The organism is Acidithiobacillus sp. YTS05 (assembly GCF_024396695.1).
Taxonomy (GTDB): Bacteria; Pseudomonadota; Gammaproteobacteria; order Acidithiobacillales; family Acidithiobacillaceae; genus Igneacidithiobacillus; species Igneacidithiobacillus copahuensis.
Genome location: NZ_CP094359.1, coordinates 1,340,874 through 1,356,114, shown reverse-complemented (window position 1 = coordinate 1,356,114; position 15,241 = coordinate 1,340,874). Strand labels below are relative to the sequence as shown.

Annotated in this window: 15 protein-coding genes; 6 read left to right on the top strand and 9 right to left on the bottom strand. The window is 58.3% G+C overall.

Annotated features, from left to right (window positions below; genetic code table 11):
• Window positions 1–36: 36 nt before the first annotated feature.
• Entirely contained in the window at window positions 37–582 is a 546-nt protein-coding gene (locus MQE22_RS06710; protein WP_226826882.1) for a c-type cytochrome, read from the bottom strand.
• A 132-nt stretch (window positions 583–714) separates the two neighbouring features.
• Complete coding sequence (locus MQE22_RS06705) at window positions 715–1,023, bottom strand: hypothetical protein (RefSeq protein WP_226826880.1); 309 nt, start codon at window positions 1,021–1,023, stop codon at window positions 715–717.
• Between the two features lie 195 nt (window positions 1,024–1,218).
• On the opposite strand from MQE22_RS06705, the gene MQE22_RS06700 reads away from it, so the two are divergent.
• Window positions 1,219–2,349 (top strand): fatty acid desaturase, encoded by a 1,131-nt coding sequence (locus tag MQE22_RS06700; protein ID WP_215873234.1) that lies wholly within the window; start codon window positions 1,219–1,221, stop codon window positions 2,347–2,349.
• 7 nt (window positions 2,350–2,356) lie between these two features.
• On the opposite strand, the gene MQE22_RS06695 is transcribed toward MQE22_RS06700, so the two are convergent.
• Window positions 2,357–3,364 (bottom strand): NAD-dependent epimerase, encoded by a 1,008-nt coding sequence (locus MQE22_RS06695; RefSeq protein WP_215873235.1) that lies wholly within the window; start codon window positions 3,362–3,364, stop codon window positions 2,357–2,359.
• Window positions 3,365–3,366: 2 nt separating this feature from the next.
• Window positions 3,367–4,353, bottom strand: coding sequence for an ADP-glyceromanno-heptose 6-epimerase (gene rfaD / locus MQE22_RS06690; RefSeq protein ID WP_215873236.1), 987 nt, complete (start codon window positions 4,351–4,353; stop codon window positions 3,367–3,369).
• 54 nt (window positions 4,354–4,407) lie between these two features.
• Here rfaD and MQE22_RS06685 point away from each other — a divergent pair, with 54 nt between their 5' ends.
• Both MQE22_RS06685 and MQE22_RS06680 read left to right on the top strand, forming a co-directional pair.
• Window positions 4,408–6,405, top strand: a complete 1,998-nt coding sequence (locus MQE22_RS06685) for a monovalent cation:proton antiporter family protein (protein WP_215873237.1) — start codon at window positions 4,408–4,410, stop codon at window positions 6,403–6,405.
• Between the two features lie 34 nt (window positions 6,406–6,439).
• Window positions 6,440–7,291: a fumarylacetoacetate hydrolase family protein gene (locus MQE22_RS06680; protein WP_215873238.1), complete on the top strand. Its 852-nt coding sequence runs from the start codon at window positions 6,440–6,442 to the stop codon at window positions 7,289–7,291.
• Window positions 7,292–7,299: 8 nt separating this feature from the next.
• On the opposite strand, the gene speA is transcribed toward MQE22_RS06680, so the two are convergent.
• The 3 genes from speA to MQE22_RS06665 all read right to left on the bottom strand — a co-directional run bounded on the left by speA (window position 7,300) and on the right by MQE22_RS06665 (window position 11,121).
• The gene (gene speA, locus MQE22_RS06675; protein WP_215873239.1) at window positions 7,300–9,189 is read right to left on the bottom strand and encodes a biosynthetic arginine decarboxylase; all 1,890 of its coding nucleotides are present in this window, start codon (window positions 9,187–9,189) and stop codon (window positions 7,300–7,302) included.
• A gap of 61 nt (window positions 9,190–9,250) precedes the next feature.
• On the bottom strand, window positions 9,251–10,648 hold the full coding sequence (locus MQE22_RS06670) for a PhoH family protein (RefSeq protein WP_215873240.1): 1,398 nt from the start codon (window positions 10,646–10,648) through the stop codon (window positions 9,251–9,253).
• Complete coding sequence (locus MQE22_RS06665; protein ID WP_215873241.1) at window positions 10,645–11,121, bottom strand: peroxiredoxin; 477 nt, start codon at window positions 11,119–11,121, stop codon at window positions 10,645–10,647. Before MQE22_RS06665 ends, MQE22_RS06670 begins: the two co-directional genes overlap by 4 nt.
• 100 nt (window positions 11,122–11,221) lie before the next feature.
• Between MQE22_RS06665 and MQE22_RS06660 the strand changes: the two genes are divergently transcribed.
• Complete coding sequence (locus tag MQE22_RS06660) at window positions 11,222–11,668, top strand: Fur family transcriptional regulator (protein ID WP_215873242.1); 447 nt, start codon at window positions 11,222–11,224, stop codon at window positions 11,666–11,668.
• Window positions 11,669–11,720: 52 nt separating this feature from the next.
• Here MQE22_RS06660 and MQE22_RS06655 read toward each other — a convergent pair whose 3' ends face one another.
• Window positions 11,721–12,479: an HAD-IA family hydrolase gene (locus tag MQE22_RS06655; RefSeq protein WP_215873243.1), complete on the bottom strand. Its 759-nt coding sequence runs from the start codon at window positions 12,477–12,479 to the stop codon at window positions 11,721–11,723.
• Window positions 12,480–12,632: 153 nt separating this feature from the next.
• Here MQE22_RS06655 and dksA point away from each other — a divergent pair, with 153 nt between their 5' ends.
• Entirely contained in the window at window positions 12,633–13,088 is a 456-nt protein-coding gene (gene dksA / locus MQE22_RS06650) for an RNA polymerase-binding protein DksA (protein ID WP_215873244.1), read from the top strand.
• 56 nt (window positions 13,089–13,144) lie between these two features.
• Window positions 13,145–13,942, top strand: a complete 798-nt coding sequence (locus MQE22_RS06645; RefSeq protein ID WP_215873245.1) for an EcsC family protein — start codon at window positions 13,145–13,147, stop codon at window positions 13,940–13,942.
• An 11-nt stretch (window positions 13,943–13,953) separates the two neighbouring features.
• On the opposite strand, the gene MQE22_RS06640 is transcribed toward MQE22_RS06645, so the two are convergent.
• Window positions 13,954–15,129, bottom strand: a complete 1,176-nt coding sequence (locus MQE22_RS06640) for a TDT family transporter (RefSeq protein WP_215873246.1) — start codon at window positions 15,127–15,129, stop codon at window positions 13,954–13,956.
• Window positions 15,130–15,241 lie beyond the last annotated feature (112 nt).

Genomic DNA, 15,241 nt, shown 5'->3' with positions numbered 1-15,241 from the left:
GCATGAAGCGGGGTTTGTATCATGAAACCAGTAGGTTTATGAAGCCTTGGGCGGCGCGATGGGCTTTTGCGCCAGTACCCAGGAGGCAAGTTCCTTGGCTTGCGCAGGGGTAACATCCTGGGCCGGCATAGGCATGCCACCCCATACACCGCTGATACCATGCTGGATGGCATCCGCCAGTTTTCCTTCTGCCTTCGGATTGCCTTTGTACTTGTAGGCTACCCAGGCAAACGCCGGTCCTACGACCTTGGCATCGACCTGATGACAAGCAAAACAGCCCTTCGCTTCCGCCAGGGATTTGGCCTTGGCCATCTGGTCTGTGCTCATCGCTGCTGGAACCAGATGAGCTGCGGGAGATGTCTGATAGGCCGCCGGTGAGTTGGTCTCTGCGCTGGAACCAGATTCTGTTGCTCCAGCACCACTGTCGCTGGAAGACATTGCCGTGCTGTCACTGCCACTTGCGGACGATGCTGCTGCACTGCTGCTTTCGTTACCTTTACCACAGGCTGCTGCAAGCCCAATGATCCCCAGCATTACTACGGTCCGCGCCAGCGGATGAATACGCTTCCCTTCCATAACCATTGCAAAACCTCCCTTTGTTTCCGTGAGATCTTTCTCGCCCAACGTTCTGTAATTTAAAAAAGAGGATAAAACAAAATGGGCCAGTGGAGAAGAACCCACCGGCCCATTCCCAGACAGCCTCTGTAGAGAGGATCAGTCGGTAGAGGTACTGGAGCCCCCACTGCCGTCATCACTGGAGGTCGCCGCATCCGCCGAATCCGAAGACTCGGTGCTGGCGGCACCACTCATGCCACTCATGTCAGAGGCCGTCGCCGCGGAACTTTCCGGCGCGGTGCTGGCTGCCGTGGCAGAACTCGTATCGGAGCTGGCGGCGGCAGAGGATTCGGTGGTGGCGCTGGAAGAAGCGGCGGCAGTGCTCTCCTCTTTCTTCGCGCAGGCACTGGCCAGGGCAATGACGCCAGCCAGCAGGACCAATCGGGTAACAGGCTTAATTTTGCTCATATCCAACATGCTCACATTCTCCCTGAATGAATGAGGAAGTAATCCCCGCTCAGCAATCTAGCATCATCATCTCTAAGCCTGCAAGAGAGCGAGAATCGGCCTGGAGAGAACCGGGGCTTGGGGCATCGTTACTTGCTCTCCTCATACAATAACGATATAAATATACTAATACACTATGATGTTAGGGGGTTTGTGATGCTTCAAAAATCTCTGCAACAGGATCTGGCGCAGGTACGTCCGATCCGGCTACAGGAGCTGCGCGCGGCCATCCGGCCGGAACGTTATCAACAATCCATCACCCGAGCGCTGCTGGCTTACTTCTTTGACGCCCTGCTCTACCTGGGCGCGATTGCCGGTGCCCTGCTCGCTCCCCATGGATGGCTAAAGCTGGTATTCGGATTGCTGGCCGGTGCAGCCGTCGCCTTCATGTTTGTTTGGGCCCACGATGCGGCGCACGGTGCCCTCTTCCGCAGTCAGCATTTGTCGCGCTGGTTGGGGACGGTTTTTATGCTGCCCTCTTTCAATATGTACCGCCTGTGGGCCTTCGGCCATAACCGCGTGCATCATGGCTTTACCAGTCTGAGTTCGGTTGACTGGATCTGGCGCCCTTGGACCCCTGCCGAATACCGCAAAAGCTCCTGGCCAAGGCGCCTGCTCTACCGTCTGGAGCGCAGCCCCTATGCTTGTGCCTTACACTACATTTTACGCGTCTGGTGGCCAGGCATGCTGCGTTTTCGTGGGGACGGAAAAAATCGCACTGCATTTCGCAATGACAAACTCATTACCCTAGCCTTTTTCCTGGGCTTCTCGGTACTCGCTTGGTGGATTGGGGGAATCTGGTCATGGATCTCGGCGGTACTTCTGCCCTTCATCGTTTTTAACTACTTCATCGCGCTCTTTGTCTTTTTGCATCACACGCACCCCGATCTACCCTTTTTCGCTGAAAAAGAGGATTGGACACCGGCGCTGGGTCAGCTCTATTGCAGCACCATCGTGCGTTGCTCGCGCATCAGCGAGATGCTGATCCACAACATCCTTATCCATACTCCGCACCATGTCGATGCGCGGATCCCTTTCTATCACCTGAAGGGGGCCTATGCCGATCTGCGCGAGCAGTATGGACAATATATCCACGAAATGCGCTTCAGTTTTCGCGCAGTATGGCGAATTTTTGCGCAGTGCCAGCTTTACGATTACGAACAGCATTGCTGGCTGCGTTTCCGCCAGGCGCGCTCGTGGCTTGCAACACAGGAGCAGAATGGCCTGCTGACGCGGGTGATCGATGTCGCCCCGGTGGTCCGCAGGCAAGGGACTGCGCAGGGTTGAAGAGGCTCTACTGGCCGCCGAAATAGTCGCGGTACCAGGCAACGAAGCGTCCAAGCCCCGTCGCCAGGTCTGTGCGCGGGGCGAAATCCACCGTCCGCTGCAATTCGCTGACCTCGGCATAGGTGGCGTGCACGTCGCCATCCTGCATCGGCAGAAGCTCCAGTTCGGCGCTGCGTCCCAGCGCCTCCTCCAGCAGCCGAATAAATTCCAGCAACGCCACGGGCTGATGATTGCCGATGTTGTGAATGCGAAACGGCGCTGCGCTGCTTGCTGGATCTGCCGGCCAACTTTCTTGCGGCGCGGGCGCAAGAGGGAGCAGCCGCGTCACTGCCTCGACGATGTCATCGATATAGGTGAAGTCGCGCTGCATCTGTCCGTGATTGAATACCGGGATCTTTTCTCCGGCCAGGATTTTCTGGGTGAAACTGAAATAGGCCATATCTGGCCGACCCCAGGGGCCGTAGACTGTAAAAAAGCGTAAACCGGTGCAGGGGATGCGGTAGAGGTGGGCATAGCTGTGCGCCATCAACTCGCCTGCCCGCTTGGTCGCGGCGTAGAGACTGACCGGATGATCGACCGGATCATGGGTGCTGTAGGGTAACTGGCTGTTGGCGCCATAGACAGAACTGGAAGAAGCAAAGAGCAGGTGTTGCACCTGCTGCTGCCGACAACCCTCCAGAACATTCAGAAAACCTTGCAGGTTACTGTCCACGTATTCGTGGGGCGCCTTCAGGGAATAGCGAACTCCCGCCTGGGCCGCCAGATTGACCACTGCCGCGAAAGGCAAGCGCGAAAACAGCGCTTCCATACCGGCTCGATCCGCGAGATCGAGTCGTTGAAACTGGAAAGCGGGATGACTTTCCAACTGCGCCAGACGGGCGCGCTTGAGAGCGGGATCATAATAGGCATTGAGGTTATCGATGCCATAGACCGAATACCCCTCCGCGAGTAGGCGACGACTGAGATGAAAGCCGATGAACCCGGCCGCTCCGGTTACCAGAATCCGTCCATCCATGCTCATTCCCTCTCACGCAGCCAGGCCTGATAGCGTCTCACGCCAGCTTCCACATCCAGGAAGGGAGCGGTATAGCCCGCGGCGCGCAATGTTTCGATATCGGCCTGGGTATAACTCTGATATTTGCCATGCAGGGCTTCGGGCATGGGCATGTACGTAATCATTCCTTGCTGTTGCAGTTCGACGAGGGAGCGGGGCGCTTTGCCGGTTTCTGCGTCGATCGTCTGGATGACGGCGAGGGCGACATCATTGAAACTCTGCGCCCGACCCGTTCCGACATTGTAGATGCCAGAATTTGGATGCTCCAAAAAGTGAAAATGGACGGCAACTACGTCGTCCACATGGATGAAATCGCGACGCTGTTCGCCATCCGCATAACCGGCACTACCAGCAAAGAGGCGTACCCTGCCCTCCTGGCGATATTGCCGGGAAAAATGCAGAGCCACCGACGCCATACGTCCCTTATGGAACTCCCGTGGCCCATAGACGTTGAAGAAGCGAAAGCCATGCACCGGTGCCTGTAGGGCGTGCCACTGGGCCCGCAGGTACTGGTCGAACTGAAATTTGCTGAAGGCATAGATATTGAGGGGATCTTCCGCTGCGCGCTCTTCGCGAAAGCGACCGGTCATGCCATACACCGAGGCGCTAGAGGCATAGAGGAACGGTACCCGGTTTTCCTGACACCAATGGAACAGGGCCTTGCTGTGGGCGTAGTTGTTGTCCATGACATAGCGACCATCACTGGCCATGGTGTCGGAACAGGCGCCCTGATGAAAGATGGCGTCGATCTTCCCCAGACGGCCCGCAAGCAGTTCGGGCAGAAAGGCCTCGGCCTCGAAATAATCGCGAATGTCGAGATCGGCGAGGTTGCGAAACTTGTCGGCACGTTGCAAATGATCACTGACCAGAATGTCAGAGATCCCTCGCTGATTGAGGGCGTGTACGAGATTGGCACCGATGAATCCAGCACCGCCAGTAACGATATACATGGGATTGGCCACCTCCTTTGCGCTATGATAGCAAAAACCCTGCTGGAAGGAGCCATGCCTGATCATTCTCTGCTGACGGTCGTTGTTCTGCTCGCCGCCGCAGTACTCACGGTGGCTGCGGCCCGGAAAGTGCGCCTGCCTCCCATCATTTCCTATCTGCTGATGGGGATGCTGCTCGGCCCGCATGCCCTGGCGTTGGTGCCAGACGAGGAACGCATGCGACACCTGGCGGAATTTGGGGTCGTCTTCCTGATGTTCAGTATCGGGCTGGAGTTCAGCTTGGCGCAGTTCATTCGCATGCGTCGCTTGGTTTTTGGCCTCGGCAGCGCGCAGGTGGTGTTAACGGCCATCACCTTCCTTGGTGTTGCCCTACTCATTCCCCTATCGTGGCGGACTGGTGTTGTGCTCGGCGGGATTCTGGCGATGTCGTCCACCGCCATGGTGGTGCGCGCCCTGGCGGATCGTCTGGAAACGCAAAGCCGTCATGGCCGCATTGCCATCAGTATATTGCTGTTCCAGGATCTCGCGGTCATCCCTCTGCTCATTCTCATCCCGGCTCTCGCAGGGTCGCCCAGGGAATTGCCCCATGATTTGGCCATTGCCGGTGCTAAAGCGGTTTTGGCATTGCTGCTGCTGGTGGTCATCGGTCGCCCGCTCGTCAGTCCCTGGTTTGAGTGGGTAGCCGCGCGCAAATCGAATGAGCTTTTCATGCTCAATCTCTTGCTCGTCACCCTCGGGCTGGCCTGGATTACCGAAGCAGCCGGGTTGTCTTTGGCCCTGGGCGCTTTCATCGCCGGCATGCTGCTTGCCGAAACCGCCTATCGCTACCAGGTGGAGGCCGACATCGCTTCCTTCCGGGATATCCTGCTCGGGCTTTTTTTTGTGACCATCGGCATGATGGTCGATGTTCCTGTCTTGATCGAGTATCTACCCTGGGTCTTGCTGGTCCTGGTACTGATCTTCTTTCTCAAGGGCGGCCTAGTGTGGATCATTTGCCGTGTGACTGGCTTTGAGAACGGAGTGGCGCTACGTAGCGCAGTGGTCTTGGCGCAGGCGGGGGAGTTTGGCTTCGTGCTCATTTCGCTCGCCAGCCAGAAAAATCTGCTGCCGCCCGGCGTATTGCAACCGGTGTTGGGTGCGATGCTCCTGTCCATGCTCTTCGCGCCGGTGCTGGTGCAGTACAATGGGGCCATTGCCCGTCTCCTGGCTCCGGGTTACCGTAACCGCCGACAGCAGGATCTGGAAGAAGTCCGGCAGCAGGATCTGCGGGAACATGTCATCATCTGCGGCTATGGTCGCGTGGGGCAGAGCATCGCACGCGTTCTCGAGGATGAGGGGGTTCCCTACTTGGCCCTCGATCTCGACCCTACCCGGGTACGCCAGGCCCAGGCCGCAGGGGAAACCATTTTCTATGGTGACGCCAGTCGCCGCGATCTGCTGGAGGCAGCCGGTATTGGTCACGCCCGTGCCATCGTCATTACCTATGGCAATGTCCAGGAAACCGCCCGCGTGCTTGCCGTCGCCAAGGAGCTGCGGCCGCAGATTCCCAGTGTCGTCCGGGCGCATGACGACAGTCAGATGGCAGCCTTGGAGGCAGCCGGTGCCGATGAGGTCATTCCGGAAGTTACCGAAGGGGCACTCATGCTCGCCTCCCAAACCTTGCTGCAAATCGGCTTTCCGCTTAGTACGGTATTGCGACGAGTGCGGCGTTTCCGGCAGGAACGCTACAGTCTCTTTCGCGGGAATTTTTGGGGCGGCTCAGCACCGGGAGAGGACCAGGAATCGCCACGCCTCTACTCCATCGCTTTGGGCGAGACCGCCTATGCCCTCGGGCGCCGCCTGGGTGACTTAGAGCTGGAAAAACGTGGGGTGCAAGTCGCCGCTGTGCGTCGCTTTGGAATTCGTGGGCGCGAACCTTCGCCAGAAACCAGACTCCGCCGCGGGGACGTTCTGGTACTTTTTGGTTCGCCAGAATCACTGACGGATTCCGAGCGCTTTGTGTTGCATGGGGAGCAGGAGGAGAAAGACGCGAAAGGTGTGGAGGCAGTGTAGGTCGGAAATCACGCAATCGAGAGGAGTTAGCGCTATGCGTTGGAGTTTGTTGGAAATTGCCGGTCGTGCGGAGATCGCCGTCTGGATCGGAGACAATGCCTTTCAGCTGCGGGAATTGGACGGGAATCTAAGCGTAAGCGATGTACTGAGCCGGAGTTCCCGCCTACGCGAGCAACTGGATCATATGCCAACACAATGCGCGCCCATCGATCAGCGCCAGATGCGTTATCTTCCTCCCCTGCTCGGCCAGAAGATTCTTTGTGCCGGACTCAACTATCGCGACCACATTGCCGAGACCGGGAGTGTGGCACCACAGTATCCCAATCTTTTTATTCGGTTTCCCGACTCACTGGTGGGGCACGAGGAGGCCCTGGAGATACCAGACGTCTCGGTGGAGTTCGATTATGAAGTGGAGCTGGCGGTGGTGCTTGGACGGCCTCTCTCTGGCCGGATCAGCCGGGAGCAGGCGTTGGCGGCAGTGTCCGGCTATACCATTTTCAACGATGGCAGCCTGCGAGATCTGCAGTTCCGCAGTAGTCAGTGGACCTTGGGCAAAAACGTGGCGCGCAGTGGTGCCATGGGCCCCTGGGTAGTAAGTGCCGACGATTTACCCGTCGGCGGCGCAGGGCTGCGCCTGCAGACCCGCATTGGTGAGGAAACCCTGCAGGATGGCAATACCGGCGATCTTCTGTTCGATGTGGCGGACTTGCTGGTCGCCACGGCCGCTGCCCTGCCCTTGCGACCTGGCGATGTGTTGGCGACCGGCACGCCGGCGGGGGTGGGCTTCAGCCGCCAGCCGCCGCGCTTTCTGCAGGCTGGCGAGATCTGCGAATTGCAGATCGAGGGCATTGGCACGTTACGTAATCCGATTCGCCATGCTCGGTAATTCCGGTACTACTCCAGGTAGGTGTAGCCTTGCAGACCATCGCGGAAGTCCCGTAAAAAGCCCTCCCGTTCTGCGGCGGGGACACTGCCGGCGCCTGCCAGTTTCTGCTCGAACTGGCGGACGAGTTCCTCGGCAGAAAATTGCACATACTGCAACACCTCGGCCACCGAGTCTCCTGGCACTGCACCTTCCAGGCGCAGGGCGCCATCTTCTTCACAAATCACATTGACGGCATCGGTATCGCCAAAAAGATTGTGCATATCGCCAAGAATCTCCTGGTAGGCGCCCACCAGAAACACCGCCAGATAATAGGGTTCGTCAGCGCGCAACCCATGAACTGGCAGCGTCGGCCCTAAACCATCAGCCGTGACGTAGGCATCAATGCGACCGTCGGAATCACAGGTGATATCCTCCAGGCGCGCGTGCCGCTCCGGGCGTTCGTCCAGGCGGTGTACAGGCATGATCGGGAAAACCTGATCGATCGCCCACACATCCGGTAGCGACTGAAACAGAGAAAAATTGGCAAAATATTTGTCTACCAACTTTTCTTCAAGTTCATCCAGAACTTCACGATGGGCGCGCTTGGCGGGGTCCAACAACGCGCGACAGCGCCACATCAGGTGCGCGTACAGGCGCTCCGCTTGCGCCCGTTGAGCAAGGGTAATCAATCCGAGCTTGAACTCCTGTTGCTCCTCACCAATGCGGAAAAGAGCCTCCTGATAAACCTCCAGGGCAGTATTGGCATCAGGGTGCTGCTGCACGCGATCCAGGAGGCGTCGCCACGGATGATTGGTATCTTCCGGAAGATCATCGGGGGCCAAGGTCTCGCCCGAGGCGCGCTCGACATCGACCACATTGAAGAGCAATACCGCGTGATGGGCGGTGAGGGCCCGACCCGATTCGGAAATGATTCGCGGCTGCGGCAAGTCTTCCTGATGGCAAATTTCCGCCAAGCCTCCTACCACCGCTTGGGCGTAGTCCCCCAGCCGGTAGTTAGTGGAACAGTAGGCCCGCGAGTGGGTGCCTTCGTAATCTACCCCCAGCCCGCCGCCGACATCGACTACCTGCACATCGGCACCCAGATGACGTAATTCCGCGTAGAGCCGCGCGCACTCGCGCATACCCCCGTGAATGAACTGGATATTAGGGATTTGTGAGCCAAGATGAAAATGCAGGAGCTGCAGGCAGTCCAGAGCATCGACGGCGGCGAGCTCGCTGAGGAGCTGCAGGATTTCTGTGGAGGAGAGCCCAAACTTGGATTTTTCGCCCCCCGTATTCTGCCATTTTCCCGCACCTGCCGAAGCCAGACGGGCGCGCACCCCAATGCGGGGGCGCACCTGCAATTCCTTGGCGATGCGCAAAATCAGCGGCAATTCTGCGCTTTTCTCGATCACGAGATAGACCCGCAGGCCCAGACGTTCCCCCATCAACGCCAGACGAATGTATTCGGCGTCTTTATAACCATTGCAGATGACGGTACCACCTACCGGCATCAATGCCAGCACGGTCAGGAGTTCGGGCTTGCTACCGGCTTCCAGACCCAGCTGACCCTGCCCGGCGCGCAGGATCTCTTCCACCACGCGCCGTTGTTGATTTACTTTGATGGGATAGACCGGGGTGTAGGGGGCGACGTAGTTCTCCGGCTGCATTGCCTCCTGGAAGGCAGTTTGCAGGGCTTCAACGCGCTGCTGCAGAATTTGCGGAAAGCGCAGGAGACAGGGTAATCCCAGATTTTGTCCGGAAAGCCGCTGGATGACGTCCACCAGACCGGCGCGGCTGCGGGCCTGCGGGCCATCGGGAGTGACCCAAAGTTGACCGTCTTCCCCCACCTGAAAAAAACCTTCGCCCCAATGGGCTAGATTGTACAGATTGCTCGAGTCTTCCGGCGTCCAGCCCATCGTCCCTTCCTTCATTTGACGCGCACAGTCTAGAAGTTGACAGGCTACGACTCAAGCTCTGTTAGAGCGCCTCATTGGCATAATCCGCGAGACGCGAGCGTTCCCCGCGCCGCAGAGTGATATGACCGCTATGCTCCCATTTCTTGAAACGGTCGACGACATAGGTCAGGCCCGAAGTGGTCTCCGTCAGATAGGGGGTGTCGATCTGGGCGATGTTCCCCAGGCAAACGACCTTGGTTCCAGGACCAGCGCGGGTGATCAGGGTTTTCATTTCCTTGGGGGTAAGGTTCTGTGCCTCGTCAATGATGACGAACTTTTCCAGAAAGGTACGCCCGCGCATGAAGCTCATGGATTTGATACGCAGTCGCTTGCTGATCAGGTCCTGGGTGGCGCTGCGCCCCCAACTGCCTGCCCCCTCGGGACCGCGCGAGAGTATTTCGAGATTGTCTTCGATCGCCCCCATCCAGGGCTGCATCTTTTCCTCTTCGGTACCTGGCAGAAAGCCGATTTCATCACCGACGGGAACCGTCGCCCGGGTGATGATGGCTTCGGCGTAGCGCTTTTCCTCGAAAATCTGCTGCAGTGCCGCAGCCAAAGTCAGCAGGGTCTTGCCCGTACCTGCCGGCCCGAGAATGCTGATGAAGTCGATCTCGGGATCGAGCAGCAGGGCCAAGGCGAAATTCTGCTCGCGGTTGCGCGCACGAATACCCCATACTGCATTCCGTTCCGAGCCGTAATCGGTAATCCTCTCGATAATAGCATGATCGGGAGCCACGCTGCGGACGATGGCGGAAAAGTCTTCGCGCTGCTCACCACCCGGATCCAATTGAATGAACTGGTTGGGATACCAGTGCTCTACCGCCGGGCCACGCAGACGGTAGAAGCTGCGACCATTCTCCTGCCAGGCATCGAGGTCGCGACTGTGGTGCTCCCAGAAGTCCTGAGACAGGACGTCGACACCGGTATAGAGCAGATCGGCATCTTCGAGGGCGCGGTCATTGTGATAATCCTCCACACGAATGCCGAGGGTGCGGCCTTTGATGCGTAAGTTGATATCCTTGCTGACGAGGATGACCTCGCGATCGGGATGCATCCCTTGCAGCGCCAGAGTAACGGCAAGGATCTCATGATCTGCTTTGCCACCCGCCAGATCTTCCGGCAGTGTTGCCTGATAGGCGGCCGTCTGAAAATAGAGTCGTCCCTGCGCATAGGGCAGCGGCAGGCCGATCTCGAGGTCCGCGTCACTGCCGAGCATTTCATCGAGATGTCGACTCACCTGGCGGACGTTACGGGCTTGCTCGCTCAAGCCCTTTTTGTGTTGATCCAGCTCCTCCAGCACAATCATCGGCAGGAGGATGTCGTGTTCCTGAAAGCGGAACAGCGACGCCGGATCGTGCATCAGAACATTGGTATCCAGCACATAGAGCCGCCTTTGTGCTGCCGCAGATCCCGTCGTCATCCGGCGAGCTTCTCGACGATGGCCAGGATCTTTTCAGCGTGACCGGCTGCCTTCACTTTTCGTTCGATGTAGGCAAGCTTTCCCTCGCGATCGATCACAAAGGTGCTGCGCTCGATCCCCAGATAGACCTTGCCGTAGTTCTTCTTTTCCTTGATGACGTCGTACGCCTTGCACAGGGTTTCGTCGGGGTCGGCAAGCAGGGAGAAAGGGAATTCGTATTTGCAAGCAAACTTCAGATGGCTGGCGACACTATCCCGGGATACCCCCAGTATTTCGGCGCCGGCCACCTGAAACTTGGGGTAGAGGGCGGTAAATTCCTGCCCCTCGGTGGTGCAGCCAGGGGTATCATCTTTCGGATAGAAATAGAGCACGACGCTCTTGCCCCGCAGGGAGCTCAGGGCGATATCCTCGTCTCGCTGATTTTTAGCGGTGAATTCTGGAGCAATTTGACCAATTTCGAGGCGTTCGGCCACGGCTTTTCTCCCATTGCGACGTCCTCGTGAATCTAACGCGCTCGCGACGTAGCTGTCCAGTTGCTTTGCTGACAGCGGATGCGCGGGGTACCATGCGGGGATGGAACGAGCGACGGATAATGCAGCGCAAACAGTAGAGGCGGAACGGCGGGTTCGTGCCGCCGGCCAGCGTCCGACCCGTGCCCGCCTGCAAATCCTGCAATCTCTGCTCGATCTGGGGCAACCCGTGAGCCACAGCGAGATTCAGGAACACATCCAAGTACGTTGGGCAGAAAGCATCGACCGTGTCACGCTTTATCGGGGACTGGACTGGCTGGTACAGCATCACCTGACGCATCGCATCACCGCCGATGATCGCGTCTGGCGCTTCAGCGCCATCAATCCGGAGCACCCATCGCATCCCCATTTTCACTGTCTGCGCTGCGGCCAGGTGCTCTGCCTCCCGGAAAGTCAGCTCCCCGCGCCAAAGCTTCCCGCGGAGTATCGCGTGGAAGAGATCGAGGTGGTCGTCAACGGCGTCTGCCCGCACTGCCAACGACAGGATTAGTTGGGTATGGGCACATGAACGAGGATGCCTGCCCTGCCGCCACCATCCAGGTTCAGCTCGCGGCGAGCCAATCCTCCAGCGTCTTCAGATCGACGACGACAGAGGCCCCAGTCTCCCCTCCCTGCAGGATCCTTCCTGGATGCTCCGGCTCTCCGAGCTGATCGAGAACCCGTAATGCCCCGGTAAAGTCTTGTCCCTGGGTATATTCCGTTTGCGTGATCAACACCGGCAGCCCGGCATCGAGCGCCGAGCGCAAACCATTCTCGGAGTCTTCCAGGGCCAGGCAATCGGCGGCCATCAGGTCCAGGCGCTGCAAGACATGCTGATAGATGTCTGGCGCCGGTTTTTTCTGCGGGACGATATCGCCGGCACCGATATAGTCAAAACGATTCCAGCCGCCCTCCCCCAAATTGCTTTGCAACAACGCCGCAACATTATCGGGGGTCGTGGTGGTGGCAATGGCCAAGCGCATCCCTGCCGCGCGTGCGGACTCCAGTAGGCGTTTCACCCCAGGGCGCAAAGGCGCGATACCCTCGGCAATGATTTCTCCGTAGAGGGCGGTTTTGCGCCGGTGAATTTCGCGGATCTCGCTGTCAGTCAGTTGCGGATATTGGGGATGATCCTGCAAAAAGCCACGCAGGCGCTCCTTGCCACCCGTGATCTTGAGATATTTGCCGTAGGTCGGCACATCCCACGCGAAAGGCAGGCCAAACTCGGAAAATGCGCGATTGAAGGCGACGCGATGGGCGTCGCGCTCGGTATCGGCCAGGGTTCCATCGACATCAAAAATGAGGGCACGCAGACGGGGCATGGGGACAACCTCCTGGGGAACGGGTTTATGGGTTTTGACGCCACTCGACTGATCGGTCGGTAGGATATACCGAAATGGGCGGCGTTTGCCAAAGTCAGAAATCTCTGCTACACCATGCGCGATTTTCTCCACATTAAGACAGGAAGACAGACCATGACGGATAGCGCTGCGGCCATCAAAACTAGTAACCCGCAAGAGCTTCAGGCTTTCACCCCGTACCAGCCGGCGGCTGACGAAGAGTACATGAGTGCGGGACAGATCGCCCACTTTCGCAAGATACTGGAAGACTGGCGAAGCGAACTGATGGCGGAAGTCGATCGGACGGTCCAGAACCTGCAGATCGAGAATGTCAACTACTCCGACCCCAATGACCGTGCCAGCCTGGAGACCGATATGGGTCTCGAATTGCGCGCCCGCGACCGCGAGCGCAAGCTGATTCGCAAGATCAACCAGACCCTGGCACGGATCGATGCTGGTGAGTATGGGTACTGCGAGGCTTGCGGCGTGGAAATCGGTCTGCGGCGCCTGGAAGCCCGCCCCACCGCCACCCTCTGCATCGACTGCAAGACGCTGGAAGAAAAGCGTGAGCGGCAAATGGCGCAGGACTGATTCGCAGCTACCCGGGGCTACTTCCGGCAGGCTTTCGCGCAGGTGACGGAGATGCAATGGCGGAGATACAACGACTGCTGACCGAGGAAGATGCTGCCGAATTGCGCAGAGCCCGCGAGCTTCTGGAAAACCCCGGCTTGGCAGCACGTCTTGTGGATCAGCTGGGGGCCCCCATCGAACAGGGGTTGCAACGACTGCCGCAAAAGTGGCACCGCGAGATTGGCCGAATCAGCAAGACGGCGCTGGGCAAGGCTGCCGACGCGGCGCTTTTCACCCTGGATGACGCACCCTTCCGTGCGCCATCTCCGCGTTGGCACCAGGCAGCGGTCGCGGCCTCTGGCGCAGTGGGGGGATTTTTTGGTCTTTCCGCCCTTGCTGTGGAGTTACCCATCTCGACCACGATCATGTTGCGTTCCATCATCGATATCGCCCGCAGTCAGGGAGAATCCATCAGCAGCCCTGCGACCAAAGCCGCCTGTCTGGAGGTCTTCGCCCTCGGGAGCACCAGGCAGGGCACAGATGATGCGGCAGAAACGGGCTACTACGCCGCGCGCATGGCCTTGAGTGGCTTGGTCAGCGAAGTGGGTCGGGCCGGTGCCAGTGGCGCCGGATCATCCGCCAGCGCCGCTCTGTTGGCCTTACTGCGCAAGGTCGCTGAACGCTTTGGTGTAGCGGTGACCGACAAGGCCTTGGCGCAGCTTGTGCCGGCCTTGGGCGCCATTGGCGGCGCCACGATCAACAGCATTTTCATTACGCATTTTCAGGACATGGCGACCGGCCATTTCCTCATCCGCAAGCTGGAACGCAAGTATGGTCAAGCATTCATAGCAGAAGCGTATCAGGCACTAGCCTGATAAATCTTACGCTACGGAACAAGGGTACTCGCTTTCTGTGATGCCTTTTGCGCGCTCTCGCAGCTCATCGGCAGGCCAGTCTCCTCCGATAGGCAGGGAGCCCGAAACAGCCTTCCCGTCCACATGCCGAGAAAGCTTTTGCGCGTTACAATCACCCAGAAAAACGCCAGCAGGATGGTGAAGACGGCTCCCAGGGGTTGGAAAACCCAGAAGCCGGTTTTGTCGGCCAGCAGGTACGTGGCCGCGTTGAACACCCCCAAAGGGAAGGTGAATCCCCACCAACCCATATTGAAAGGCAACCCCTCCCGCAAATAGCGCAGGGTGAAGAAGATCGCCATGCACATCCACCACAGGCCGAAGCCCCACAACAGCAAGGCGATCATGAGACCTGCCATCTGTGCAAAATGGGCCATTTCTGCCAGGACGCCATGAAAACTGGCGAAATCCGCATTACCGAGGGTAATCATGGCCATCGCGCCGGTACCGAGGGGACCCAGGGTCAACCAGCCCGATACAGCCATGTCCTGATGCGGCAGCTTGTGCAGGGTCAGACGTAGCAGCAGGATGGCGAGGATTCCCATGGCGAGCAAGACCGAAATGGCCCACAGTACGTAGCTCATGTAGATCACGTTCTCCGCTGCGGCGGAGGCCAGATGCGGGGCCACCAAACCGCCACTGGCCGCGGTAACCTCCGGTGGCACTATGGGGAGCAGCCAGGCTGCGGTCATCCGCTCCATGCTGTGGCCTTGGCTGGTGAACATAAAATAGGGCACCAGCAGCACCGAAGTGAGAGCGAGGATTACATCCATCCACCAGAAGGCTGTCGCGACGGCCAGGCTCTCGGGACGCAAGGGCCAGATGATGAAAAAACCATTGACGATGGTGGCGAATCCCATGGGGATGGCACCGATGAAAAGAGACTGCACGGGATGATCGAAGAGTTTCTGAAAATCCCGAAAGTAAAATATCGCCCGACTGAGGAAGAGGATACTGAATAGCGCAAAGAAAAAGCTGTTGATGCACCACAGGGCCTTGGCAATCTCCGCTTGTCCCCAGTGACCGTACGGAAAGAGGGCCAGCATCAGGGCCAGGATGCCCGTTCCCATATTGGCAGTGAACCAGTTGGGGGTAAAGTGACGAATCACCTGCCGGATGTCACCGTTTGGTACATTTGAGAGAAAACCCATGACGGAGCACTCCTTACAGATTGGACGGTGACATGTTATGCGCGGTAAAATATCAAATCCAATGCATTAAAGTAATTCATGTGATTATTAAATCTAATTTCATGGAGAGGGC